General features: G+C 68.5%; 22 protein-coding genes and 1 pseudogene. 9 read left to right on the top strand and 14 right to left on the bottom strand.

The features are described from left to right. The 5 genes from Q7W02_23090 to Q7W02_23070 form a co-directional block, all read right to left on the bottom strand. The gene (locus Q7W02_23090; GenBank protein ID MDO8479023.1) at positions 1–3,012 is read right to left on the bottom strand and encodes a CHAT domain-containing tetratricopeptide repeat protein; all 3,012 of its coding nucleotides are present in this window, start codon (positions 3,010–3,012) and stop codon (positions 1–3) included. A 291-nt stretch (positions 3,013–3,303) separates the two neighbouring features. Continuing rightward, positions 3,304–4,323 (bottom strand): Gfo/Idh/MocA family oxidoreductase, encoded by a 1,020-nt coding sequence (locus tag Q7W02_23085; GenBank protein ID MDO8479022.1) that lies wholly within the window; start codon positions 4,321–4,323, stop codon positions 3,304–3,306. Between the two features lie 2 nt (positions 4,324–4,325). Next, on the bottom strand, positions 4,326–5,216 hold the full coding sequence (locus Q7W02_23080) for a carbohydrate ABC transporter permease (protein MDO8479021.1): 891 nt from the start codon (positions 5,214–5,216) through the stop codon (positions 4,326–4,328). Then, complete coding sequence (locus Q7W02_23075) at positions 5,213–6,130, bottom strand: sugar ABC transporter permease (GenBank protein MDO8479020.1); 918 nt, start codon at positions 6,128–6,130, stop codon at positions 5,213–5,215. Before Q7W02_23075 ends, Q7W02_23080 begins: the two co-directional genes overlap by 4 nt. A gap of 34 nt (positions 6,131–6,164) precedes the next feature. Continuing rightward, complete coding sequence (locus tag Q7W02_23070) at positions 6,165–7,520, bottom strand: extracellular solute-binding protein (protein ID MDO8479019.1); 1,356 nt, start codon at positions 7,518–7,520, stop codon at positions 6,165–6,167. A 188-nt stretch (positions 7,521–7,708) separates the two neighbouring features. On the opposite strand from Q7W02_23070, the gene Q7W02_23065 reads away from it, so the two are divergent. From Q7W02_23065 to Q7W02_23030, 8 genes are all read left to right on the top strand, one after another. Next, positions 7,709–8,995 carry a GspE/PulE family protein gene (locus Q7W02_23065; protein MDO8479018.1) on the top strand — a complete coding sequence of 429 codons (1,287 nt, stop codon included), beginning with the start codon at positions 7,709–7,711 and terminating at the stop codon, positions 8,993–8,995. Positions 8,996–8,999: 4 nt separating this feature from the next. Further along, positions 9,000–9,437: a GNAT family N-acetyltransferase gene (locus tag Q7W02_23060; protein ID MDO8479017.1), complete on the top strand. Its 438-nt coding sequence runs from the start codon at positions 9,000–9,002 to the stop codon at positions 9,435–9,437. An 84-nt stretch (positions 9,438–9,521) separates the two neighbouring features. Next, on the top strand, positions 9,522–10,316 hold the full coding sequence (locus tag Q7W02_23055) for an SDR family oxidoreductase (GenBank protein MDO8479016.1): 795 nt from the start codon (positions 9,522–9,524) through the stop codon (positions 10,314–10,316). A 40-nt stretch (positions 10,317–10,356) separates the two neighbouring features. Next, positions 10,357–11,469: an LLM class flavin-dependent oxidoreductase gene (locus tag Q7W02_23050; protein ID MDO8479015.1), complete on the top strand. Its 1,113-nt coding sequence runs from the start codon at positions 10,357–10,359 to the stop codon at positions 11,467–11,469. Beyond that, positions 11,466–12,452, top strand: a complete 987-nt coding sequence (locus Q7W02_23045; GenBank protein MDO8479014.1) for a TRAP transporter substrate-binding protein — start codon at positions 11,466–11,468, stop codon at positions 12,450–12,452. The genes Q7W02_23050 and Q7W02_23045 overlap by 4 nt, the downstream gene beginning before the upstream one ends. A gap of 1 nt (position 12,453) precedes the next feature. Then, entirely contained in the window at positions 12,454–12,972 is a 519-nt protein-coding gene (locus Q7W02_23040; protein ID MDO8479013.1) for a TRAP transporter small permease, read from the top strand. Beyond that, complete coding sequence (locus Q7W02_23035) at positions 12,954–14,240, top strand: TRAP transporter large permease (GenBank protein ID MDO8479012.1); 1,287 nt, start codon at positions 12,954–12,956, stop codon at positions 14,238–14,240. Before Q7W02_23040 ends, Q7W02_23035 begins: the two co-directional genes overlap by 19 nt. A gap of 118 nt (positions 14,241–14,358) precedes the next feature. Next, positions 14,359–15,309 carry a prohibitin family protein gene (locus Q7W02_23030; GenBank protein ID MDO8479011.1) on the top strand — a complete coding sequence of 317 codons (951 nt, stop codon included), beginning with the start codon at positions 14,359–14,361 and terminating at the stop codon, positions 15,307–15,309. Between the two features lie 19 nt (positions 15,310–15,328). On the opposite strand, the gene Q7W02_23025 is transcribed toward Q7W02_23030, so the two are convergent. From Q7W02_23025 to Q7W02_23000, 6 genes and pseudogenes are all read right to left on the bottom strand, one after another. Further along, complete coding sequence (locus Q7W02_23025) at positions 15,329–16,120, bottom strand: ABC transporter ATP-binding protein (GenBank protein ID MDO8479010.1); 792 nt, start codon at positions 16,118–16,120, stop codon at positions 15,329–15,331. A 7-nt stretch (positions 16,121–16,127) separates the two neighbouring features. Beyond that, entirely contained in the window at positions 16,128–16,904 is a 777-nt protein-coding gene (locus Q7W02_23020) for an ABC transporter ATP-binding protein (GenBank protein ID MDO8479009.1), read from the bottom strand. Beyond that, positions 16,904–17,842 (bottom strand): branched-chain amino acid ABC transporter permease, encoded by a 939-nt coding sequence (locus Q7W02_23015; protein MDO8479008.1) that lies wholly within the window; start codon positions 17,840–17,842, stop codon positions 16,904–16,906. The genes Q7W02_23020 and Q7W02_23015 overlap by 1 nt, the downstream gene beginning before the upstream one ends. Positions 17,843–17,851: 9 nt before the next feature. Then, positions 17,852–18,838: a branched-chain amino acid ABC transporter permease gene (locus Q7W02_23010; protein MDO8479007.1), complete on the bottom strand. Its 987-nt coding sequence runs from the start codon at positions 18,836–18,838 to the stop codon at positions 17,852–17,854. A 40-nt stretch (positions 18,839–18,878) separates the two neighbouring features. Beyond that, on the bottom strand, positions 18,879–20,072 hold the full coding sequence (locus Q7W02_23005; protein ID MDO8479006.1) for an amino acid ABC transporter substrate-binding protein: 1,194 nt from the start codon (positions 20,070–20,072) through the stop codon (positions 18,879–18,881). Positions 20,073–20,100: 28 nt separating this feature from the next. Further along, positions 20,101–20,196: pseudogene (locus tag Q7W02_23000) on the bottom strand (glutathione ABC transporter permease). 290 nt (positions 20,197–20,486) lie between these two features. Here Q7W02_23000 and Q7W02_22995 point away from each other — a divergent pair. Next, positions 20,487–21,419, top strand: a complete 933-nt coding sequence (locus tag Q7W02_22995) for a DMT family transporter (protein MDO8479005.1) — start codon at positions 20,487–20,489, stop codon at positions 21,417–21,419. A gap of 7 nt (positions 21,420–21,426) precedes the next feature. Here the strand turns inward: Q7W02_22995 and Q7W02_22990 are convergent, their stop codons facing one another. The 3 genes from Q7W02_22990 to Q7W02_22980 form a co-directional block, all read right to left on the bottom strand. Continuing rightward, complete coding sequence (locus tag Q7W02_22990) at positions 21,427–21,879, bottom strand: YaiI/YqxD family protein (protein MDO8479004.1); 453 nt, start codon at positions 21,877–21,879, stop codon at positions 21,427–21,429. Positions 21,880–21,888: 9 nt separating this feature from the next. Further along, positions 21,889–22,470, bottom strand: a complete 582-nt coding sequence (locus Q7W02_22985) for a hypothetical protein (protein ID MDO8479003.1) — start codon at positions 22,468–22,470, stop codon at positions 21,889–21,891. A 37-nt stretch (positions 22,471–22,507) separates the two neighbouring features. Continuing rightward, the coding region (locus Q7W02_22980) for a hypothetical protein (protein MDO8479002.1) at positions 22,508–22,718 on the bottom strand (211 nt) is incomplete at its 5' end.

Below are 22,718 nucleotides of genomic sequence, written 5' to 3'. Positions count from 1 at the left end.
TTACGGTTGGCCCCCGTCGCCCACCAGGACGAAGGGTGCCCAGAAGGCCGGATGCGAGGTGGCGGGATCGCCCTGGAGCTTGGCCTGGGCCGCGCGAAGGGCGGCGGCGCGACCGAGAGTGCCGTCGCGCGTGTAGGCCTCGAAGAGGCTCGTGGTCAGGATCACCGTCGGCTGGGAGACCACGGCCCAGTGAGAGACCAGGAGGGATCGCGCGCCGGCGTAGAAGAAGGCGCGCGCCAGCCCCGAGAGACTCTGGCCGCCCAGCCCGCCGTCGGGCGCCGCCGTGTTGCAGGCCGAGAGGACGACCCAGTCGGCGTCGAGCTTGAGCTGGGCGACCTCGCCGGCGTCGAGCAGCCCGTCTTCATCGGCGCTCCCCGTCGCTGGTGGCGTCAGCGCCAGCGCCGGCTCGCCCTTGCACTTGAGCTCGCCCGGCAGGAGGCCGTGGGTCGCGAAAGCGACCACGCGGTACTGGCTGAGGTCCGTGCTCCGCACGCGCTTCTCGGTCGCCTGAGCGCCCAGGATCACGTCCGACTCCGGCGCCTTGAGCGTCCGCGCGATCTGCCGGAGCTCCCCCGCCGACTCGCGAAGGCGCGGCAGGCCGCGCACGAGCTCGACGTCCACTCCCGCGCCGTCCCGGCACAGCTTCCCGAGCGCGGCGAGACTGCGCGTGTCTCCCGGGGCGCCCGCGAAGGCGGGATCGCCGAAGCCGATGAAGGGCTGGGCCGCCTTCGAGCGGCCGGCCACCGCGCGCAGGCTCTTCAGCGAGCCCATGGAAGGCAGGACGCTGATGGGCACCTGCTTGCCGAGCCAGGACACGGGCCGGTAGTCCCTCTTCTCGGGCGCGGCCGCCAGCTGCGGGGGCAGGACTGGCTGGGTCACCAGAAGACCCAGCGGCAGGCTGAGGAGCGGCCCCGACGGCACGACGATCAAGTGTGTGGCGCCGGCGAGCGGAACGGAGACAGGCCCGATCAGGTCGGTATACAGCTTGTGCGCCGCCACCACGTCGAAGTCGCGGAGCTGACCGTCCGCGAGATCGAGCTCCTTGCGCAAGTCGCGCACGCTCTTGTCGAGCGCACCGGCGCCGATGGCGGCGCGGTGCGCGTGGATCTTGCCGTCGCGCACGACGAACACATAGGTCGCGTTCCGCGTGGTCAGGATCGAAAGCAGCGCTTCGCCGGGGCGCAGGAGCCCGCTCAGGTCCTTGAGTGCCAGCGGCCGCGGCGCGACCAACCCGGCGTAGCGCGGGAATTCTGCCTGGAGCCTGCCCTCGCGGCTCGCCACTTGCGTCTCCGCCGCCTGGAGCTCCTTCGTGAGCTCGGCCTCGCGCGCGGGCTCGCGCCTGTCCGCGGGGAGCAGGGTCATCATCGCCAGCTCGCGCCGCGCCGTGTCGCGCCCGCGGGCCGCTTCCTGGTACTCGCGCGCGACGGCGCGCAGGGCGGGGTCGGCGGTGTCGAGCCGGGCCGCCATGTTGGTGATGGCGCGCGCCGTGTCGCCCTCCCTCGGCAACTGGGCGGCGGCGAAGGCCTCGGCATGGAGCGCCTCGCGCTGCGCCGGGTCGGCCCCGGCCGCCTCGAACAGCGTGTCCATGTACGGGACCAGCCACTGCGGGCGCACGCGACTTCGGCCCAGCGGGTCCACGGCGTAGATCTCCGCCTCCTTCCTGAAGGCCTGGAGCGCCAGAGGCAAGTTGCCCTCGACGCGAGACAGCACGCCCAGGTCCCGGTAGGAGTCGGCGACCTTGACCGAGTCGCCGAAGAGGAGACGCCGCCGCTCGAGGGCAGCCTCGAACTGCTTGCGCGCGTCCGCGTAGCGCTTCTGCTCGACGTGGATCCGGCCCAGCCACTCCCGGGACTCGCTGGTCCACCAGGCTCGGAACTCGGCGTCCTGTCCGGGCCTCTGGACGATGTCGAGCGACCGCGACACGCTTCGCTCCGCCTCGTCGAGCCGCTTGAGGCTGAGCTGGGTCCGGCCCAGCGACACGAGCGCATGCGCAAGCCCGGAGGGCTCGTTCCCGACCCGCACCTCGCGCTGATCGCGCAGCCGCACCGCCTCCTCGGCCAGCGGCAGCGCAACCGTGGGGCGCCCGTATGCGCGCTCGGTGTTGGCCCGGTAGGCCAAATACAGCGGCCGGTCCGTCCACGAGTAGCTCTTCTGGACGAGCGGCTCGGCGCGGTTGTAGAGCTGGTTGGCCTCCTCGAAACGGCCGCCCTGGTAGCCGACTTGAAGCGCTATCTCGGCCAACGTCCGCCCTGATGCCGGCTGGTCGGGACCGCCCGCGCGCTCCTCGATCTCGAGCGCGCGGCGGAAGGCCGCCTCGGAGCCGACGACGTCGCCCGCGTAGTTGAGGAGCGTCCCGACACGGTAGAAGCGGGCCCGGGCGCCCACGTCCTCGACGCCGGTGAGCTTGCCGCTGGCGTCCACCATGGCCTCGGCGCGACGAATGGCGGCCGAGAGCGATCCTTTCGCGCCTGCCACTTCCGTGGCGGGGCGCTTGCCCTCGAGCACCTCGACGGCGGCTTCCAGCAGGGGCAGGTTTGTCGGGAAGGTCTCGAGGCCGTAGCCGCGGCGATTGATGACCGCCGCCACGACGAGGGCTCGCCAGCCGCCGTCCTGTCTCCGGCACTCGCGCAAGGCGGCCGGCGTGCCCGAGCCCAGCGTGGTGGCCTCGACCGCGCCGCAGCCGCCCAGGCGCTGAGAAAAGTTCTTCTCCCAGACGCTGTCTGTCAGGAGCTTGTCGAGCGCAAAGCCCTTGCCGACGTTGAAGGTCCAGACATCGCCGCTCGGCTGTGTCCAACCCTCGCAGTAGAGACTGAAGCGCCGAAAACCGGTGTCGGTTCGGAGATTCACGAGCTTGAGCCGACAGGCCTCGCCCGTCCGGTTGGTGCCGACGGCCAGCTCGTCTCCCACGGAGACGAAGGGGTCGGCCGCCAGGGCGGGCCCGGTGGCGGGGAGCGCCAGCGCGGCGAGGACAGCGGCGGCTGTGACCCCGCGAAGGAGGCGCATGGTGTCCATGGCTTCCTAGCCTACCTCAAATTACGCGACGCTCTCCATCTCGCTACGACCCTTGCGAGGGGGGCTGCGTTCGTCTAGCATCTTGCGAGCGGCTGGGGTCAGGTCTTACATTCCGACATTTCGTGAGGCCGCCCCTCGTCGCCGCGGATAGCGGTGCCGCGCGCTCATCTGGAGGGCGAGCTCCGACAGCGCCGTCGGCGCGAGGCCGTTGAGCTCGACAGCTCCCGCCGGTGGGCTCAGGCTCACGTGTGTCCCGCTGACTCATGCTCCGAGTTACGAGTTCCCCTTGACTCAGAAGGTGAGGGGGATCTCCCGCCCCTCGCGCAGGGAGCGCTCCGCCTCGACGCACACGACCACGCGCTTGCGCGCCTCCTCGCCCGACACCAGCGGCCGCCGCTCGCGGAACGCCACGACGGCTTGCGCGAGCTGTGTCTCCAGCTCGAACAGCTCGCCGGACGCGGCCAGGGTGGCGGTCTCGGCCTCGCCCGCGCCGCGCCGCTGCACCTTCAGCTCGTACGCGGGCTGGCGCGTGCGGTCCATCGTGCCCGACCACCAGGCACGGATGGAGCCCTCGCGTCCGACGACCTCGGTCACGTGGTGGTACTCGAAGGCGGCCAGCGTCTCGGTGACGACGGCGTAGGCACCGCCGCGGAAGCGCAGGAGCGCGGTGAAGTTGTCCTCCATGCCTTCCTCCGGGTGCCGGCCGTTGCCGAGGGCCAGGACCGACACGGGGTCGCCCTGGCGCTCGAGGTACCACATGACGGAATCGAAGGCGTGGACGGGCTCCTCGAGGATCCAGGAGCCCACGCGCGATCGGTCGTAACGCCAGCCCTCGGCGCCGGGACGGTAGGGGAAGCGGAAGAGGGTCTGGAGCGCGTACATGGGCTCGCCGATGTCGCCCGCGTCGATGATCGCCTTCACGCGGCCCCACTGGGTCGAGAGTCTCAGCTCGTGGCCGATCGTGAGGACCCGCCCGGTCCGGCGGGCCGCCGCGAGGAGCCGGTCGCACTGCTCCGGGGTGGCGGCCATCGGCTTCTCGAGCAAGACGTCCTTGCCATGGTTGAGGGCGGCGACGCCGATCTCCTCGTGCAGGTGGTTGGGGACCACGACGTCGGCCACGTCCACGTCGGCGCGCGCCAGGAGCTCCCGGTAGTCGACGTGCACCGGCACGTCGGGGAAGTCGCGCCGCGCGACGGCCGCCGTCGCTTCGCTCCGGCAGGCGATGGCGGCCAGGACCGCGCCGGGCGCTTTCCGGATGGCGGTCGCGTGGTGACGGCCCCACAGTCCGTAGCCGATCAGACCGAAGCGCATGCTCATCCCTTGACCGCGCCCGAAACTAGCCCGCGCACGACGTACTTCTGCAGGAGAAGGACCAGCGCGAGCGTGGGAAGGAGGCCGAGCAGGCAGATCGCCATCATCAGGGTGAAGAATACGAAGTAGTCCGAGACGAGTCCGGCCAGGATCACCGGCACCGTCATCGCCTCGGGCCGGCTGACGACGATGAGCGGGATCAGCAGCTCGTGCCAGGAGATGATGAACAGGATGACCGCACAGGCCGCCAGGCCGGGTGTCGAGAGCGGCAGGATCATCCGGACGAACGCCGTGAAGCGCGTGCAGCCGTCGATCCGGGCGGCGTCCTCCAGCTCCCCGGGGAAGGACGCGAAGTACGGCACCAGGATCATGATGGCGTACGGGATCAGGAAGCCGACCTCCGCGAGGATCACGCCGGTGAGCGAGTTCAGGAGCCCATAAGTCCGGAAGAGGACGTACAGCGGAACCATGAGGACAATCAGCGGCACCATCCGGCTCATGGCGCTCATCTGGAGCAGCGTCTGCGTCCAGCGCAGCCTCAGGCGGGCGATGGTGTAGGCCGACAGGCTTGCGAGGGCAAGCGCGATCAGCGTGACCGCGACGCCGACGATGAGGCTGTTGAGGAACGCCGCCGGGAAGCGCTCGATGGATTTCGGCAGGTAGGACACCTGCTCGAAGATCGGCCCGCGCTGCGCGCCGGCCGACAGGATGAGCTGGAAGTTGGCCGCGGTGTACTCGCGTGGCAGGAGCGCCCGCGTGTCTCCCTGGAGCGTCTTTTCCGACTGAACGCTCGACAGGATGAGGGGTGCCAGCGGCGCGACCAGGAACGTGATCGCCATGATGTTCGCGATCCAGAGCGCCACCCGCCGCGGCCACGACAGACGTCGGCTCACCACTCCACCCGCCGGTAGACGAAGCGCACGTAGAGGAGCGCGAAGGCGCCGATGATCAGCGTGAGCATCCACGCGGAGGCGGCGCCGAGGCCGATGTTGAACGGCGGCTGGAACGACATCTTGTAGGTGTACCAGGCCGCCACCCACGTGTCGTTGCCAGGACCGCCCTGGGTGATGGCGAGGATCTCGTCAAATACCATGAAGCCGAAAGTGGTGCGGAGGATCAGCGTCACCGCGAGGATCGGACGCAGCAGGGGCAGGGTGAGGCTCCAGAACGCCGACCATCCCGACGCGCCGTCCATCTCCGCCGCCTCGTACAGCTCGCGCGGGATGCCCTGGAGCGCCGCGTGGTAGAGGAGGATGTTGAACGGCGTGGTGCGCCACACATAGGCGGCGATCACCGCCGCCATCGCGAAGCGAGGGTTGCCCAGCCAGTTCACATAGCCGTCGATGAGGCCGAGCGCCGACAGCGTGCGGTTCAGATAGCCGTACTGGGCGTTGAGGATGAACGACCAGAGGAGCCCATTCACGATCGGCGGCACCGCCCACGGGACCAGGATCAGGACACGGGTCACGCGCGAGATCCACACCCGCTCCTCGTTCACGATGAGCGCGATGACGAGCGCGATCACTACCTCGAGGGCCACGGAGGCGGCGACGAAGACGAGCGTGTGGCGGAGCGAGAGCCAGAACAGGTCGTCCCGGAAGAGACGCGCGAAGTTCGCCAGGCCGGCGAACGGGAACTCCCCCGTGCGGAGCTGTCGCAGGCTCACCTCGTGGAGGGAGAGGTAGCCCGCGTAGATGATCGGGTAGGCCAGCACCAGCGCCAGGCACAGGACCGACGGCGCGTTCATCAGCACCGCGAGCCGCCCCGCCGGCAGCTCGCCGCGTCCGAGCGCGGTCTCCGGGGTCACCGCGCGATCCGCGTCCGCTCGGTCCGCCCGGGAGTCAGGCGCTCTTGGCCTTGGCGATGGCGGCGACCATGTTGTCGCACGCCTGATCGGCGGTGATCTTGCCCTGCAGGCACGCGGTCAGCTCCACGTTCATGGCGTCGCTCCAGCGCGGGTACCACTTCTGGGAGACGGCGGGCACCACGTCGGAGAAGTTGGACGCTCGCTTCCAGATGTCGAGGATCGTCGCCACGTCGCCCCACTTCGCCCAGCCCTGCTTCAGGAGATTGCTCTCCATGACCGACTGGTAGCCGCTGCCAAGCATGGCATCGGTCGCCAGGCGATTGGCCTGCGTGTACTGCCCGTCCTTCGTGCGGCCGCCCAGGTACTGGAGGAGCTTCCAGGCCCATTCCTTGTTCTTCGTCGCGCTGGTGAGGATGTAGAGCATCGTGTACCCGATGGTCTTGCCGTCACCCGGGTGCCCGACGACGCGGCCCTTGCCGGCGATCGGCGAGTTGGCAGGGTCGTTCACGAGGCTCACGTAGTAGTGGTGGAGCGTTCCGAGGTAGATGTGCTGGCCGGCGTTGAACGCTTTCACGGCCGGGATGAAGCGGAGGTTGAGCGAGTTCGGATCCGCCAGCTCCTCCTTGAACGTGTTCTGCCACCACTTGAGCGTTTCGCGCGCGACGGACCCGGCCCCGAGCTGGGGGGCCAGCTGCTTGTCGAAGATCACACCGCCCCGATTGTGCGTCATGCTGAACCAGGTCGCCGGGAGCTGCTCGAAGCCCGCCCCCGCCACCCAAAGGATCGGATACTTGCAGACCCCGTCCTTCTTGGCCTTGCGGCATTGCTCGAGCAGCTCGGGGTAGCTCTTGAACGGCTTGCCCTTGAACCCGGCCTTGCCGAGCAGCTCGTCGTTGTAGATGAAGACCCACACCGTGGAGAAATACGGGAGCCCCCACGTCTTTCCGTCGCGCTGGGCGATGGCCTTCGTGAACGGCGTGAAGTCCTTGACGTACTGATCCACCCCGGGTAGCCCGTCGATGGGCGTGGCGATGCCCTGGTCGATGTAGCTCGCGAGGTACTGCATGGGCGATTGCGAGACATCGACGGTGTCGCCGGCCGCGTACATGGCGGTGAGCTTCGCCACCTGTGGCTCGACGTTGGGCTCGATGATCTGGTTGACCTTGACCGACCAGTCCTGCTCGAACTGCTTGGCGATCTGCTCGTAGATCTTGCCGTACTGCCAGACGACGAAGGTGACGTCCGGCGGGGTGCCCGCCGGACGCGCCGCCCATGACGCGGCCTGCGCGCCGAGTGGGTTCGGCATCATCGACAACCCCGCCGCGGCGGCGGACGTGCGAAGGAACTGCCGGCGATCGAGGTGGGCGGGCGAGAACGGCGATCTGGCCATGGCTTCCTCCCGGGGAGCTTCGCTCCCGAGCGACGTGTGGCGGTCCCGATGCTCGTGCGCCACCGCGTGAGCCCGCCCGCACGCGGCGCGCGCAGTATAGGCGAACCATGTCGCCTCCCGCAATACCCCGCTACGACCCTTGCGAGGGGGGCTGCGTTCGTCTAGCATCGGTAAAAAGGGGGTCTCAGATGGCTCGATCCCTGCGCGAGCAGTACGATGAGTTCCGGGCGGCCAACGGCATCCGCGACAATCGGCCGGGGAAAATCCTCGACGAAGGCGCGATGTCGAAGCTCATGCAGCTGTTCCTCGCCTTCGGCGTCCAGGTCAAGGCGAGCGACATCCACATCGAGCCCATCGCCGCCGGCGCCCGCGTCCGGTACCGCGTCGACGGCATCCTGCACGACATGCTGACGATGTCCCCGGAAATGCGCGACCCGCTGGTCCGCGCCATCAAGGTGCGGGCGGGCATGACCAACGACGGCCCCGGGCGCAGCAAGCCGCAGGACAGCCGCTTCGATTTCGAGGCAGAGGGGCACAACCTCGACCTGCGCCTCTCCTCCTTCCCGACCATCTTTGGCGACGTCGTCGCGATCCGCATCCTCGACCGCTCGCGCTCGCTCTTCAAGCTCGAGGACCTGGGATTCCCGCCGACGGTCCTCAAGACCTTCGAAGCGCTCATCAAGCGTCCCAACGGCTTCGTCCTCGTGACGGGCCCCACGGGCGTCGGCAAGACGACCACGCTCTACGCCGCGCTCAACAAGATCCGCTCGCCGCGGATCAAGATGGTGACGCTCGAGGACCCGGTCGAGTACCAGATGGACGGCGTCAACCAGGGGCAGATCAACACGGCCGTGGGGCTGACCTTCTCGACGGGGCTGCGGGCCATCCTGCGACAGGACGCCGACGTGATCCTGGTGGGCGAGATCCGCGACAAGGAGACGGCCGAGATCGCCATCCGGGCGGCGCTGACCGGGCACCTGGTCTTTTCGACCATGCACGCCCGCCACTCGCTCGGCGCCACGACGCGGCTCCTCGACATGGGCGTGGAGCCGCACATGGTCCTGGCCTCGGTCACCGGCATCGTGGCCCAGCGCCTGGTCCGCCTCGTGTGCAAGCAGTGCCGGCAGCCCGACCGCCTGGCGAACCAGAACTTCGAGCGCATCTGGGCGCAGGAAACCGGCGGCGCACCGCTGATCGGCGATCTGCGGCTGGTCAAGGGCCAGGGCTGCGTCCTCTGCACCGGCACCGGCTACGCGGGCCGGCTCGGCCTCTTCGAGCTGCTGGTGCTGACGGACGAGCTCCGTCAGCTCGTCCTAGAGCGGGCGACCCACAACATCTACCGCGGGGCGCTCTCCGGCGAGAAGCTTCGCACCATGCTGGTGGACGGGCTCGAGAAGGCCGCCCAGGGCATGACGACGCTGGAAGAGGTCCTGCGCGTGATGGACGAATCCGAGATGAACGACCTCGCCGGGTAGGGCCGTGGACACGCAGAGCCTCCAGATCGAAGTCGAGCCCGCGCCGAAGGACATCCGCTTCCTCGAAGACCGCCTCTACGAGTACGGCGTCGAGCAGACCGGCTCCGACGACGGCAAATGGCTGTCCATCTTCGTCCGCGACGACGCAGGCGTGATCGTGGCCGGCCTTCACGGGTGGACCTGGTGCGGGGCCTGCCAGGTCCAGACCCTCTGGGTCCGCCAGGACTTGAGGCGACAGGGCTACGGGCAACGCCTGCTGGCCGCGGCGGAGCACGAAGCCCGGGCCAGAGGCTGTGACAGGCTCTTCCTCGACACGCTCAGCTTCCAGGCCCCGCTCTTCTACCAGAAGTTGGGCTACGAGATCCTCCACATCCTGGACGACCGCCCTCGCCGCCCGCACAAGCTGTACCACCTGCAGAAGACGCTGACACCAGCCGGCTGACACGGCATTGGCGGCTGACACGGCATTGGCGCGCGGCGCCTATCCGGGTGCGGAACGGTCATCCATCGGTCAACGGAGGTGGACATGCGCGTGCTCGTGACGGGGGCGGCGAGCGGCATCGGACGGGCAACGTGTCTTCGGCTGGCGCGCGACGCCAAGGCGCAGGGCCGCGGGGCCAGGATCGCGGCCGTCGACCTCGCGCCCTCGCCCGGGCTCGACAATTTGGTCGCCGAGCTCAAGACGCTAGGTGCCGAGGGGCTGCCGCTCCACGCCGACATGGCCGAGCCCGACGCGCCGGCGCGCGCCGTCGGCGAGGCCGTTGCCAGCTTCGGCGGGCTCGACTCACTCGTGAGCAACGCGGGCATCAACCGTCCCGGCGCTCTCATGGAGTACGCGCTCGCTGACTGGGACACTATGTTCGCGGTCAATACGCGCGCGACGTGGTTGCTCGCGAAGGCGGCCTATCCGGCCCTCAAAGCCTCGCGCGGCGCCATCGTCGCCATCGCGTCCATGTCCGGCAGTAATGCCCACGCAAACCTGGGCGCCTACGGGCCGAGCAAGGCCGCGGTCATCATGCTGGTCAAGGTGCTGGCCCAGGAGCTCGGCCGCGACGGCATCCGCGTCAACTCGGTGTCCCCTGGGATGGTCCGCACCGGCATGACCCAGAGCGTCTACGCCGACCAGCGCGTGGCCGCCGAGCGCGACGCGCTGGTGCCGCTCGGCCGTGTCGCCACGCCGGAGGACATGGCCGACGTCGTTGCGTTCCTGCTCAGCCAGGACGCGCGCTACGTCAACGGCCACGACCTCGTGGCGGACGGCGGCGTCACCGGCAATTTCCTCGGGGGCCTACCGGGACTGTCGAAGATCACCCGCAGCTGATGTGATAGCATCCCGGGAACCCAGACAAAGGAGCCGTCCTGTGACCGTCAAGCTCGGCCTGTTCACGATGCCCATGCACGACCCGGACCGCGACTACGCGACGATCCTCACCGAGGATCAGGAGGCGATCGTCCTGGCCGACCGCCTGGGCTTCACCGAGGCCTTCGTGGGCGAGCACTTCAGCTCCTGGACAGAGCGGATCACCTCCCCGCTCATCTTCCTCGCCACGCTCATCCCACGCACCACGCAGATCCGCTTCGGCACGGGCGTCATCAACCTGCCCCAGCTCCACCCGGCGACGGTCGCGGCGCACGCGGCCATGTTCGACCACCTCTGCCGGGGGCGCTTCATCATGGGCATCGGACCGGGCGGGCTCATCAGCGACCTCGAGATGTTCGACGTGGGCCAGGCGGAGCTGCGCCCCCAGATGGTGATCGAGTCCATCGAGACCGTGCTCAAGCTCTGGTCCCAGGACCCGCCCTACGAGATCGACGGCCGCTTCTGGAAGATCTCGCTGACCCAGGGCATCTGGCCCGAGTTCAAGGTGGGCTACGTCCCGCGCCCCTACCAGAAGCCGCACCCGCCCATCGCGCTGTCCCTCCTCACGCCCAACTCCAACAGCGCCAAGACCGCGGGCGAGCGGGGCTGGATCCCGATCTCCGGGCAGTTCTTCCACCGGCGCTATCTCCGCGGCCACTGGGAGAAGTACGTCGAGGGGTGCGAGGCGGCCGGCCGGCGCCCCGATCCCGACATCTGGCGCGTCTCGCGCAGCGTCCTCGTCACCGAGAGCGATGCCGAGGCCGAGGACTACCTCGCCGACCCCGACAACGGGCTGTCGTTCTACTACCGCTTCTTCCACCACAGCTTCTCGAAGGGACGCAAGGCGCTCTTCATGCTCAAGCCGGACCTCGAGGTGCCCGACGAGGACGTCACCGTGGACACCGTCAAGCGCGCGCTGATCATCGCCGGCAGCCCGCGCCGCGTGCTCGACCAGTTGGTGGCCCTGCGGGAGGAGACCGGCCACTTCGGCACGCTCCTCATGGGCGGCCACGACTGGGACAAGCCCGCGATGTGGCAGCGCTCAATGGAGCTGCTCGCCAACGACGTGATGCCGAAATTCTCGAACCACACCCAACAAGGAGGCCGTACATGATCGTTCTCAGACTGCTCGTTTGTGCCGCTCTGGTGCTTGCGGGGGCCGCGCCGGCTTTCGCCCAGACGAAAGAGCTGGTGATGGGCAACGTCAACCCCGCGAAACACGGGACGAGCTTGGCCGCGCAGCAGTTCGCCGACAAAGTCGGCGAGCTGACCGGCGGCAAGATCAAGGTGATCCACCACCACTCGGGCGCCCTCGGCGGCGAGCGCGAGGTCGCCCAGCAGGTGCAGCTGGGCACCGTCGACTTCTCCCCGACCACCACCGCGCCGCTGTCCACGCTGGTGCCCGAGATGTCGGCGTTCCAGCTCCCGTACATCTTCCGCGACTACCAGCACGTGTACGCGGCGTTCGACGGCAGCGACTTCATCCGGAAGTACTACGAGCCGGTCCTGGACAAGAAGGGCCTCAAGCTCATCGCCTTCTACGCGGCGGGCTACCGGGGCATCTACGGGCACTTCCCGATCAACTCGGTCGCCGACGTCAAGGGCAAGAAGATCCGCGTCCAGGAAGACAAGATCCTGGTGGCGACCTTCAAGGCGCTGGGGATGATCTCGACGCCCATCGCCTTCCCCGAGGTGGCGACGTCGCTGCAGACCAAGGTCATCGACGCGGCCGAGGGCGGGATCAACACCTTCTACCACAACAAGTTCTACGACATCGTCAAGTACGTGGCGGATGTCAGGCACACCCACCAGGCCGTCGCCCTCATCATGTCCAAGGCCTCGTGGGCGAAGCAGGACCCGGCGACGCAGAAGGCCATCATGGAGGCGGCCAAGTACTCCGAGCAGTGGAACCGCAAGTTCATCCTCAACGAGGATCGGGACATCCAGGAGCAGGTCAAGGCGAAGGGCGTGACCATCACCAAGCCCGACGCCGCGCCCTTCCGCCAGGCGACGGTGAGCGTGTACGAGGAGTTCTACGCGACGCCGGCAGGCAAGGACGCCCGCAAGGTGGTCGATCACATCCTGAGCATCAAGTAGCGTGACGGGGGGCGCGCCGGACGCAGGGCGCGGCGAGCCGCTCGGGCACACAGGCGCCCGGTTCTACCGGGGCCTGGGCTACCTGGGGGGAGCGGTGCTCGCCGTGATGACCCTGGCCGTCTTCGTCCAGGTCGTTCTCCGATTCTTCGGGCTGTCGGGGATCGACGGCCTCGACGAGGTGCCGCGCTACCTCTTCGTGTGGCTGGTCATGATCGGCGCCGCGGCGGCCATGCAGCGGGGCGAGCACACCTGCGTCGAGTACTTCCGTCTCCGCCTGGGTCCCCGGGGGCGGGTGGTGACCACCGCCGTCATCAACGCGGTGAGCATGCTCTTCTTCCTGTCTCTGATCCGCTCGAGCCTCGTGCTCGTGCCGAGCTCGCAGCTTCAGACCAGCGCCGGGCTCGGGCTGCCGCTCGGCTACGTCTACGCCGCCGTCCCGGTCGGCGCGCTCCTGATCCTTCTTCCGCTGGCGTGGAACCTCGTCGCCGCGCTGAGAGCCCTGTGGCAGAGACCCTCCTGATCGTCTTCCTCTTCTTCGTCGTCATCGGGATGCCTGTCAGCATCGCGCTCGGGGTGGGCACGCTCGCCGCCGCGTCGTTCTTCCCCGCGCTGAATCCGATCATCATCCCGTCGCGCTTCGTCGGACTGCTCTCGGACTCGTACCTCCTGCTCGCCGCGCCGCTCTTCATCCTGGCCGGCAATATCGCCGCGCGGGGCGGCGTGGCCCGCGCCATCATCGACCTCGCGACCGTGCTGGTCGGGCGGTTCCGCGGCGGGCTCGCCTACGTCAACATCGTCGACAGCATGATCTTCGGCGGGATCTCCGGGTCGGCGGTGGCCGATGTCTCCGCCCTCGGCACCTTCCTGATCCCGCAGATGGTCCGCAAGGGCTACGACAAGGACTTCGCGACGATACTGACCATCTGCACCGCCATCCTGGCGCCGATCGTCCCGCCCTCGATCGTCGCGGTGATCTACGCCTGGATGGCGGACGAGTCGGTAGCCGCCATCTTCGCCGGCGGCTACCTGCCCGGTCTCCTGGTGGGCATCGGCATGGCGGTGCCCACCTTCATCATCGCGAAGAAGCGCAACTACCCCAAGGAGCCCCCGCCGACCATGCGCCAGTTCGGCCAGGCGCTTCGAAACGCCATGCCGGCCATCATGATCCCCTTCATTATCATGGGCGGGATCCTCCTGGGCTGGTTCACGCCCACCGAGGCGGCCGCGGTGGCCGTCGTGTATGCCCTCGTCGTCCCGCCGCTCTTCTACCGGGAGCTGTCGTGGCGCGACATGCCGGACATCTTCGCCGACTCGGCGCGGCTGTCCGGCGTCATCGGCCTCATCATCGGGGTGGTGGGCGCCTTCGGCTGGGTGCTGACCTATTCCAAGTTCCCCTTCCGGGTCGCGGACGCGATCACCTCCGTCGCCCCGACCTGGTGGCTCTTCATGATCTTCGTGATCGTGCTCTACATCTTCCTCGGCACCTTCCTCACGCCGTCGGAGATCATCCTCGTGACCGTGCCCGTGCTCCTGCCGGGCGCCCAGGCCCTCGGGATCCACCCGATTCACTTCGGCATGGTCTGCGTCATCGCCTCGGCCATCGGGCACATCACGCCACCGGTGGGCCTCTGCCTCTTCCTCGGCATGGCCATCAGCGGCCTGCCCATGGAGAAGCTCGTCAAGCCGCTCATGCCCTTCCTGGCGGCCATCATCGCCGTCCTCCTGCTCGTGGCCTTCGTGCCGGAGACCGTGCTCTTCATCCCGCGCCTGCTGGGCTTCGTGAAGTAGCGGCCGCAGGCCGCGGCGTGCGCTCCTTGACGGCGCCGCTCGCGCCGGCGCAGTATCTGCCGTGGACAGCGCGGAACGAGCCTGAGGTGAAGGCCGGCAGCCACCAGGAGGACACGGCATGGGCAAGCTGATCTTCGCCTTGATCCTGTTCGCCCTCGGCATCGGCGCCTCCCGCGCGCTGGCCTCCATGGCGGCCGCCCCAAGCGGCCCGTGGCTCCGCGCCGCGCCACATCTGCGCTTGGCTTCACGCCTCGTGTTGGCCATCGGCGTCGTGGTACCCGTGCTGGTGGTGCTGCTGTCGACCTTCAAGGTCATTCCCGCCGGGCACGTCGGGGTGGCGACGCTCTTCGGCCAAGTCCAGCCGCGGGCGCTCCCGGAAGGCCTCAACTTCATCAATCCGCTCCTCGACGTCACCCTGATGTCCACCCAGGTCCAGCGCCGCACGGCACGCTACGACGCGGCATCCAAGGACCTGCAGGCCGTCCACGTCGAGATGGTGCTCAACTACCGCCTCATACCCGACCGGGCGCCGGAGGTCTACCAGAAGATCGGCGTGACGTACGAGTCTGTCATCATCGACCCCGCGGCCCAGGAGGTGCTCAAGGCCACCACGGCGCTGCACAACGCGGCGGAGATCCTCCAGCGCCGCCCCTTCATGAAGGCGGAGGTCCACAAGGAGCTCACCGCGTGGCTCGTGAAGTACGGCGTCGAGATGAAGGAAGCCGCGCTGGCCAACATCCGCTTCGACCCCGCGTACGAGAAGGCCATCGAGTCCAAGCAGATCGAGGAGCAGAAGGCCGAGCAGAAGCGCTACGAGCTGATCCAGGCCCAGCGCCAGGCGGAGATCGTGGCGGCCCAGGCCAAGGGCCTGGCCGACGCGCTCCGGATCAAGGGCGAGGCCGAGGCCCACTACAACGGCCGGGTGTCCTCGTCCCTGACGCCGGTGCTCATCCAGCAGCAGTACCTGTCGCGCTGGGACGGCCGCCTACCCCAGTACTCGCTGGGCGGCAGCGTGGTGCCCTTCATCCAGATTCCGGGCGCGCCCGCGGCCGAGGCCCCGCGCCGCTAGCTCGAGGCGGCGGGCTCGCTCACCGCTCGAGGCCCGACGTCGGCCCGGGGCCCGGCATCGCGTCACCCCGCGCGGTCTCGTCGCCACGCGGCCTGTGCACCGCCGCGCCATACCCGAGATACAGCCGCTTGACCTCGGGATTCTGGAGCAGGGCCTGCCCAGCACCCTCGAACCGGTTTCGTCCCAACTCCAGGACATACCCCCGATCGGAGATCTCCAGCGCCCGGGCGGCGTTCTGCTCCACCAGCATCACCGTGAGACCGTCCTGCGCCAGCTCGACGATCCTGTCGAAGACGTCGTCGACGAAGCGGGGGCTGAGGCCGAGCGACGGCTCGTCGAGCATCATCATCTTCGGCCGCATCATGAGGGCGCGCCCCATGGCCAGCATCTGCTGCTCGCCGCCGCTCATCGACCCGGCCAGCTGACGACGGCGCTCGCGGAGCCGGGGGAAGAGCGAGAAGACGTACTCCAGGGACGCGTTGATCTTGGCCTTGTCCCGCTCGAGGTAGGCGCCCATCTCGAGGTTCTCGCGCACGGTCATCGGGCCGAACACCACGCGGCCCTGGGGCACGTATCCGAGGCCGAGGCCGAGGATGCGGTCGGGCTGCCGGCCGACCAGGTCGTGCCCGTCGAACACGATCTGACCCCCGAGGTGGCGGATGAACCCCATGATGACCTTGAAGGTGGTCGACTTGCCCGCCCCGTTGGGGCCGATTACCGAGACCACCTCGCCCGCGTTCACGTGGAGCGATACACCGTGGAGGATCTGGAGCGACCCGTAGCCGGCCTCGACGTCGCGGAGCTCGAGCAGCGCCACGCTAGCCCATCCGAGGCGCGCCCGGCGTCGACCCCGCGTCATCCGGGCGCCGCCGGCGGCCGAAGTAGGCCTCGAGGACGCGCGCATCACGCTGAATCTCGGCCGGCGGCCCCTCGGCGATCTTCACGCCGTAGTCCATGACGAAGATCCGGTCGCAGTGGTTCATGATCACGTTCATGTCGTGCTCGACGATCACGATCGTCTTGCCCTGCTCCTGCAGCCGGTGGATGTGCTCGAGCAACTGCTGGAGCAGCGTCCGGTTGACGCCGGCGGCCGGCTCGTCGAGCAGGATCAGGTCGGGGTCGGTCATGAGCGCCCGGGCGAACTCCAGGAGCTTCTGCTGCCCGTAGGAAAGCCGCCCGCCGTATTCGGCGCGGAGATGGCCGAGGTTGACGAACGCGATCAGCTCCGCGGCCCGCGCGCGCGCGACCCGATCGGGCACGCGGAGCCCGGTCACCGACAGCATGTTCTCCAAGACCGTCATCTCGCGGAAGATGCGCGTGATCTGGAACGTCCGCGTGATGCCTTTGCGGAAGATCTGGTACGGCTTGAGGCCGGCGAGGCTCTCCCCCTTGTAGATCACCTGACCGGAGTCGGGCGTCGTGAGTCCCGTGAGCAGATTGAAGGTCGTCGTCTTGCCCGAGCCGTTGGGCCCAATGAGGCCGGAGATCTTGCCGTGGGGGACGACGAAGCTGCACCCGTCCACAGCCCGGACCCCCCCGAAGGCCTTGCGGAGGTCGCGGGCTTCCAGGACGAACTCGTCCGCGCTCGGTCCCATCAGTGGACCATGCCCTTGCGGACCCAGCCCCGGTCGATGGCGAGGCCCACGAGGCCGCGCGGCAGGAAGCGAGCGACCAGGACGATGAAGAGGCCGTACGCGATGAGGTGGGCCGTCGGGAAGTTGACCCACGTCAGCTCCTGGGCCGTATAAAGCAGGCCCGCGCCCAGGATGGGACCGATGACCGTGCCCTTGCCGCCGAGCATCGACATGAGCGCCATGGCGATGGTGATCTGGACGAAGAACACCGATGGCGGGTCGATGTAGAGGACCTTATAGGCCTGGATCCCGCCGGCCACGGCCGGGAACACCGCCGAGAGCACGAACGCAGCCAGCTTGTAGAGTGTGGCGTTGATCCCGAGCGCCTCGGCCGCCCCCTCGTCCTCGCGGATGGCGTTGAGGCGGACTCCGAACCGGGAGTGCCCGACCGCATAGGCGACCACGATCGTCAGCAGCATCAGCCCCAGCATCGCGTAGTAGGTCTCCATGGAGGTCTCGGCGCTCGGCAGGCTGATGCCCAGCCCGCCGTGGGTCAGGCTGTCCCACACGGTGGCGACGACACGCGTCCCCTCCGCCGCGCCGAGCATGGCGATGGCGAAGTAGGGGCCCTTGAGGCGCAGCACCGGATAGCCGATCGCCACCCCGACGGCCGCGGCCACCCCGGCGCCGACGGCGAGCGTGGAAAGCCAGAACCAGCCGTAGTCGGCCACCAAGATCGCGCAGGCGTAGGCGCCGATCCCGTAGAACGCCACGTGGCCGAACGACGTGTAGCCGGTGAAGCCGCTGATGATGTTCCAGGAGAGCGCGAGGACGACGTACATCATCGTGAACAGCACGAAGGAGCGGAGGTAGACGCTGAGCGCGGGAGGAAGGATCCCGAGCGCGATCCCGCACACTCCCAGGAGGGCCAGATTCCGGAGGTGCTCGCGCCAGGTCACCGCGCCGGCTCAGCCTTCCTTCACGCCCATGAGACCACCGGGACGGATGAGGAGGACGAAGATCATCAAGCCGTAGGCGGCCAGCTCGACCATGGCCGTGCCGTTGGGGACCATGAGCGAGACGAGGTTCTCGAGGACCGCCAGCATGAGCCCACCGATCAGCGCCCCCACGTAGTTGCCGCGGCCGCCGAGGATGACGATGGCGAACGCCTGCAGCGTGTAGACGACGCCCGTCTCGGGGTTGAACCCGAACTGGATGGACACGAGCGCCCCGCCCGCCACGGCCAGCGCCGCCGCGAGACCGGTCGTGATCAGGTAGATCCAGCGCACGTTGATGCCGCACACCATGGCGACCTCGGCGTTCAGGGCGGTCGCCCGGACCGCCTTCCCCAGCCGGGTCAGCTTCAGGAACAGGTACACGGCGAGGGAGATCACCACCGCCATCGCGAAGCTGATCATCCGGTTCCGGCCGACCGCGATAGTGCTGGTGAGCTGGATCGTGCCGGGAGCGTACGGGATCGTCCGGAAGTCCGTGGTGAAGATCAGCTCCGCGGTGTAGATCATCGTGAGGCCGAGGCCGAAGGTGATCAGGAGCCCCGTCAGCTCGGGCGCGCCGACGGCGGCGTTCAGCAGCAGCTTCTGCACCGCCACGCCGAACAGGAACGCGACCGGCAGGGTGAGCACCAGCGACAGCAGCGGATCGACGCCGAGGTAGAAGAAGGACACCCACGTCAGGTAGGCACCCATCATCACCATCTCGCCGTGGGCGGCGTTGATGATGCGCATCACCCCGAAGATCAGCGTGAGGCCCACGGCGAACATCGCGTAGATCCCGCCCTGCATGACGCCGCTGACAACGACAGTGGCGAGGATGCCCAGCCATGCCGCATCGGCGCGCACCGTGCCGGCCCAGGCGCCAACCAGAAAGGGCAGGGCGTAGGCGCACACGAGAAAGGCGCCGAGCAGGTACAGGCTGCGGACGTCGCTGCGCTCCATGGGTCAGCGCGGGGTCAGCGCGCGCGACTCCGGCCCGGTACTACCGCTTGCTCCACTCCGGCATCGGCAGTTCGGGCTTGGTCTCCGCCCACTTTTCCGGCCACACCACGCGCCGCTGGCCCTTGAGGATCTGGAAGGTGAGGCCCTCGGCGGCGTTCATGCCCTTGGCGTCGACCTTGTAGCGGCCGAAGACCGTCTGCACGTCGATCGTGGCCATGGCCTCGCGCAGCTTCTCATTGTCGAAGGCGCCGGCCTTCTTGACCGCGGCCTCGGTCGCCTGCAGCGCCCCGTAGGTCGAGCCGGCGTGGTAGTTCGGCTTCTCGTTGAAGCGCTTCTCGTACGCCGCGATGTACTCGTCCATGCCCGGGTGCTTGAGGATCTTGGGCAGCGGCTCCCACTGGCTGAAGCCCAGGACGTACTCGGCCGTGCTGCCGAGCTGCTCGGGGAAGTTCGGCAGGCCCGGCCCGACCGTGCTCGAGTACAGCTTGAAGTTCATGTTCTGCTCGCGCATCTGGCGGAGCTGAGCGGCCGCATCCGCGAAGTAGCTGTTGGAGAAGACCGCCTCGGCGCCGGCCGCCTTGATCTTCTGGAGCAGCGCGGTGAAGTCGGTCTGCTTCTGCGGGTAGTTCTCATCGACGACGATGTCGATGCCGAGCTGCTTGGCCCAGTCCTTGGCGCCCTTGCCCGACTGGCGGGGAAAGAGACTGTCCTCGCCGATGACGGCGGCCTTCTTCACGCCGATCTGCTTGGCGAGGTGCACCGCGCCCTTCTGATAGTCCTCGGCGACGGCGACGATGTTGAAGATGTAGCGCCGCCCCTTCTCCCAGATAGGGCTCGACGACGCTCCGTAGGCGACGAACGGCATCTTGTAGCGCTCGGTGACGTTGGCGACCGCCTCGGTGATGCCGCTCGAGTAGGGACCGAGGACCAGGTCGACCTTGTCCTCGGTGATCAGTTTCTCGTAGAGCTTGATCGCGGACTGAGTGTCGGACTTGTCGTCGAGCAGGATGAGCCGGACCTTGTGGCCCAGGAGGCCGCCACGGGCGTTCACCTCGTCGACCCACATCTTGATCGAGTTGACCTGGCGACCCGCCGGCTCGGCGTAGCGCCCGGTCTGGGAGATCGCGCCGCCGATCAGCGCCTCGTTGTTCGGGCGGTGGTTGGCCCAGGCCGGGACGGCGCCGGCCAGGAGCAGCACCGCCAGCGCGCCCGCGAGAGTCCGAATCGTCATCATGTGCATTCCCTCAATGGTTGGAGGTTGGCTAATTGAGGCGCGGGTCGAGCGCATCGCGCAAGCCGTCGCCGAAGAGGTTGAAGCCGAGCACGGTGACGAAGATGGCGAGGCCCGGGAAGAGCGACGAGCATGACGAACAGGCCTGCTAGGGGCGGTCGTGAGCGCATGGTCGTCGTTCCTCCCTTATGTTCTCGGACAGGACGGAGCGGCCAGCGACAAGTGGCGGGTACTGTACCCCAATTGCGGGCTGTCAACAACAGGATGAGAAACCGGTCATTCGGGCACCAATCCCCACGCAATCGAGCCTGAGTCCCCGATAGGGCGCGTGGGACGGGGGAGTCGAGCGCGAAGTCGAAGGCACACCGCGGGGGAAAGGGCCGCGGCGCATCCCCCGCGCTGCTAGACTGCTGCCTCGTGACACCGGATCACCCAAGCGTCGGACGCGCGCGGGCGCTCGAGCATGCGGCCGGGCGAACCCGCCGGGAAGGCTTCTGGCTGGTCGCCGCGGCGGCGCTCTGCTGGAGCACCGGCGGCCTCATCGCCCGCCTCGTCGGCACCGGCCCGTGGACGACGGTGTTCTGGCGCTCGGTGTTCTGCGCGGCGTTTCTCTTCTCCGCGGTCGCGATCGCCCGGCGGGGCCGGCTGGCCGCGGTCATCCGCGAGACCGGCTGGCCCGGCGTGCTGATGGCCGCGTGCTTCGCCACGGCATCGATCTGCTTCATCATGGCTCTCTCGCGCACCTCGGTGGCGAACACGCTGGTCATCCAGAGCCTGTCGCCCTTCATCGCGGGGCTCGGCGGCTGGCTCTTCCTGGGCGAGCGGGTACGCCCCAGGACGTGGGTCGCCATGGGCGTGGCGCTCCTCGGCACCGTGGTGATGCTGTCGGGCTCGGCGGGCGTGGGCTCGCGCATCGGCGATCTGCTCGCTCTCGGCACCGCCACGGCCTTTGCTGGGGCCACCGTGGTCGTGCGTTGGCATCGCACCGTGCCCATGCCCGCGGCGGCCGCGCTGGCCGCGGCACTCGGGGCGGTGATTGCCTTCATCTGGGCCGATCCGTCCTCGGCCAGCGCCGGCGACCTGGCGCTGCTCGCGCTCTTCGGCATCGGCCAGCTCGGCGCCGGGCTCCTGCTCTTCACCGCCGGGGCGCGGCTCATCCCGGTGGCGGAGGCTTCCCTCATCGGCGTCCTGGAATGTGTGCTCGGGCCGCTGTGGGTCTGGCTCGCCGTGGGCGAGCGGCCCGGGGCATTCTCACTGGTGGGCGGAGCGGTGATCCTGTCGGCGCTGATCGCCCACACTGCGGCCGACCTCGTCCGCCCTCCCCAGCCCCCGGGTGCCCGGGCCGACTGAGGCCAAGCTACGCGGGTCGATCCCTTGTCAGGAAGTGGTCCAGGTGATTGGCGAAGAGCTGCCGGTCGCTCTGGTCGAACGGCGCCGGGCCGCCGAGGATAGCACCGGTCGAGCGCAGCTCCTGCATGAGGTTGCGCATGGCGAGGCGCTCGCGGACGTTGTCCTCCGAGTAGAGCTCTCCTCGCGGATCGAGCGCGTGCGCTCCGCGCGCGATCACTTCGGCGGCCAAGGGTATGTCAGCCGTGACCACCAGGTCCCCGGGCTGGACCTCCTGCACGATCCGGTGGTCGGCCACGTCGAAGCCCCTCGCCACCCGCACGCTCCTGATGAAGGGTGACGGCGGCGTGCGGAGCGGCGCGTTCGCGACCAGCGTCGTCAGGACCTGCGCCCGCTCGGCGGCCCGGAACAGGATCTCCTTGATGACTTGCGGGCACGCATCGGCGTCTACCCAGATCTGCACTGAGCGACTCTAGCCCCGCGGCTTCACCCACGTCTCCGACCACGCCAGGCACGCGCTCGAGCTCTGGCGGTCTCCACGCATCTCCGCCCATGGCGCGCCGGGAGCGAACCGCCCGCTCACTTCGATCTGTGCCGACTTCGCGGGGAAGAAGGTGCTGAAGACGCCAATGGGCCGGTTGTTCATCCCCGGCGCCATCGTGAGCACGAAGGGCTCGAGGCAGTCGTACCACGTGAGGCGGATGCGCTCGGTGGCCGAGTTCACGGTCTCGACGGCCGTCGCGCGCGGGTCGCCCGAGCGCGCGAACTGGGCGCCGACCACGGGCAGGGCGGTGTCGGCGAAGGCGGGAAAGAGCAACAACTCGATCGTGCGCTGCAGCCAACGTGTCACCGCAATATTGTCGCTGTAGACCTGCACGGCGCCATTGGTGAGAGGCGACTGCATGAAGAGCGCGTGGCCGGCCCCGGCAGGGCACCAGAGGACACGCCAGTGGCTCACGCGGGTCGACAGCGTCGTGCCGCCGTCCAGGCTGAGCCGGATGAACGAGTTCTCGCCGGTCATGAGGACGCTATTAGGATCGACGGGTTGGGCCATCACGCTTCTCCTTGTCGGTGGGGGACTATTCGGGGGACTATTCGACGACGCGATCGGCGCGCAGCAGCAGCGACGGCGGAATGGTGAGCCCCAGCGTCCGGGCGGCTTTGAGTAGGGTCGAGGACTGGCGCAAAGCTCCGTAGGCTCCCCTTGGCTGTGTCCGCCGTTTCCAGCTTCGTGCCCGTGTAGGTTCGCCGTAAGCCGTTTCCAGCCCCCGCCACCTCAAACCCGGCGTGCCGGTTTCCGGC

The organism is Candidatus Rokuibacteriota bacterium (assembly GCA_030647435.1).
Classification (GTDB): domain Bacteria; phylum Methylomirabilota; class Methylomirabilia; order Rokubacteriales; family CSP1-6; genus AR37.
Note: the sequence above shows the minus strand (reverse complement) of the source record. Positions and strands in the feature narration are given on the sequence as shown.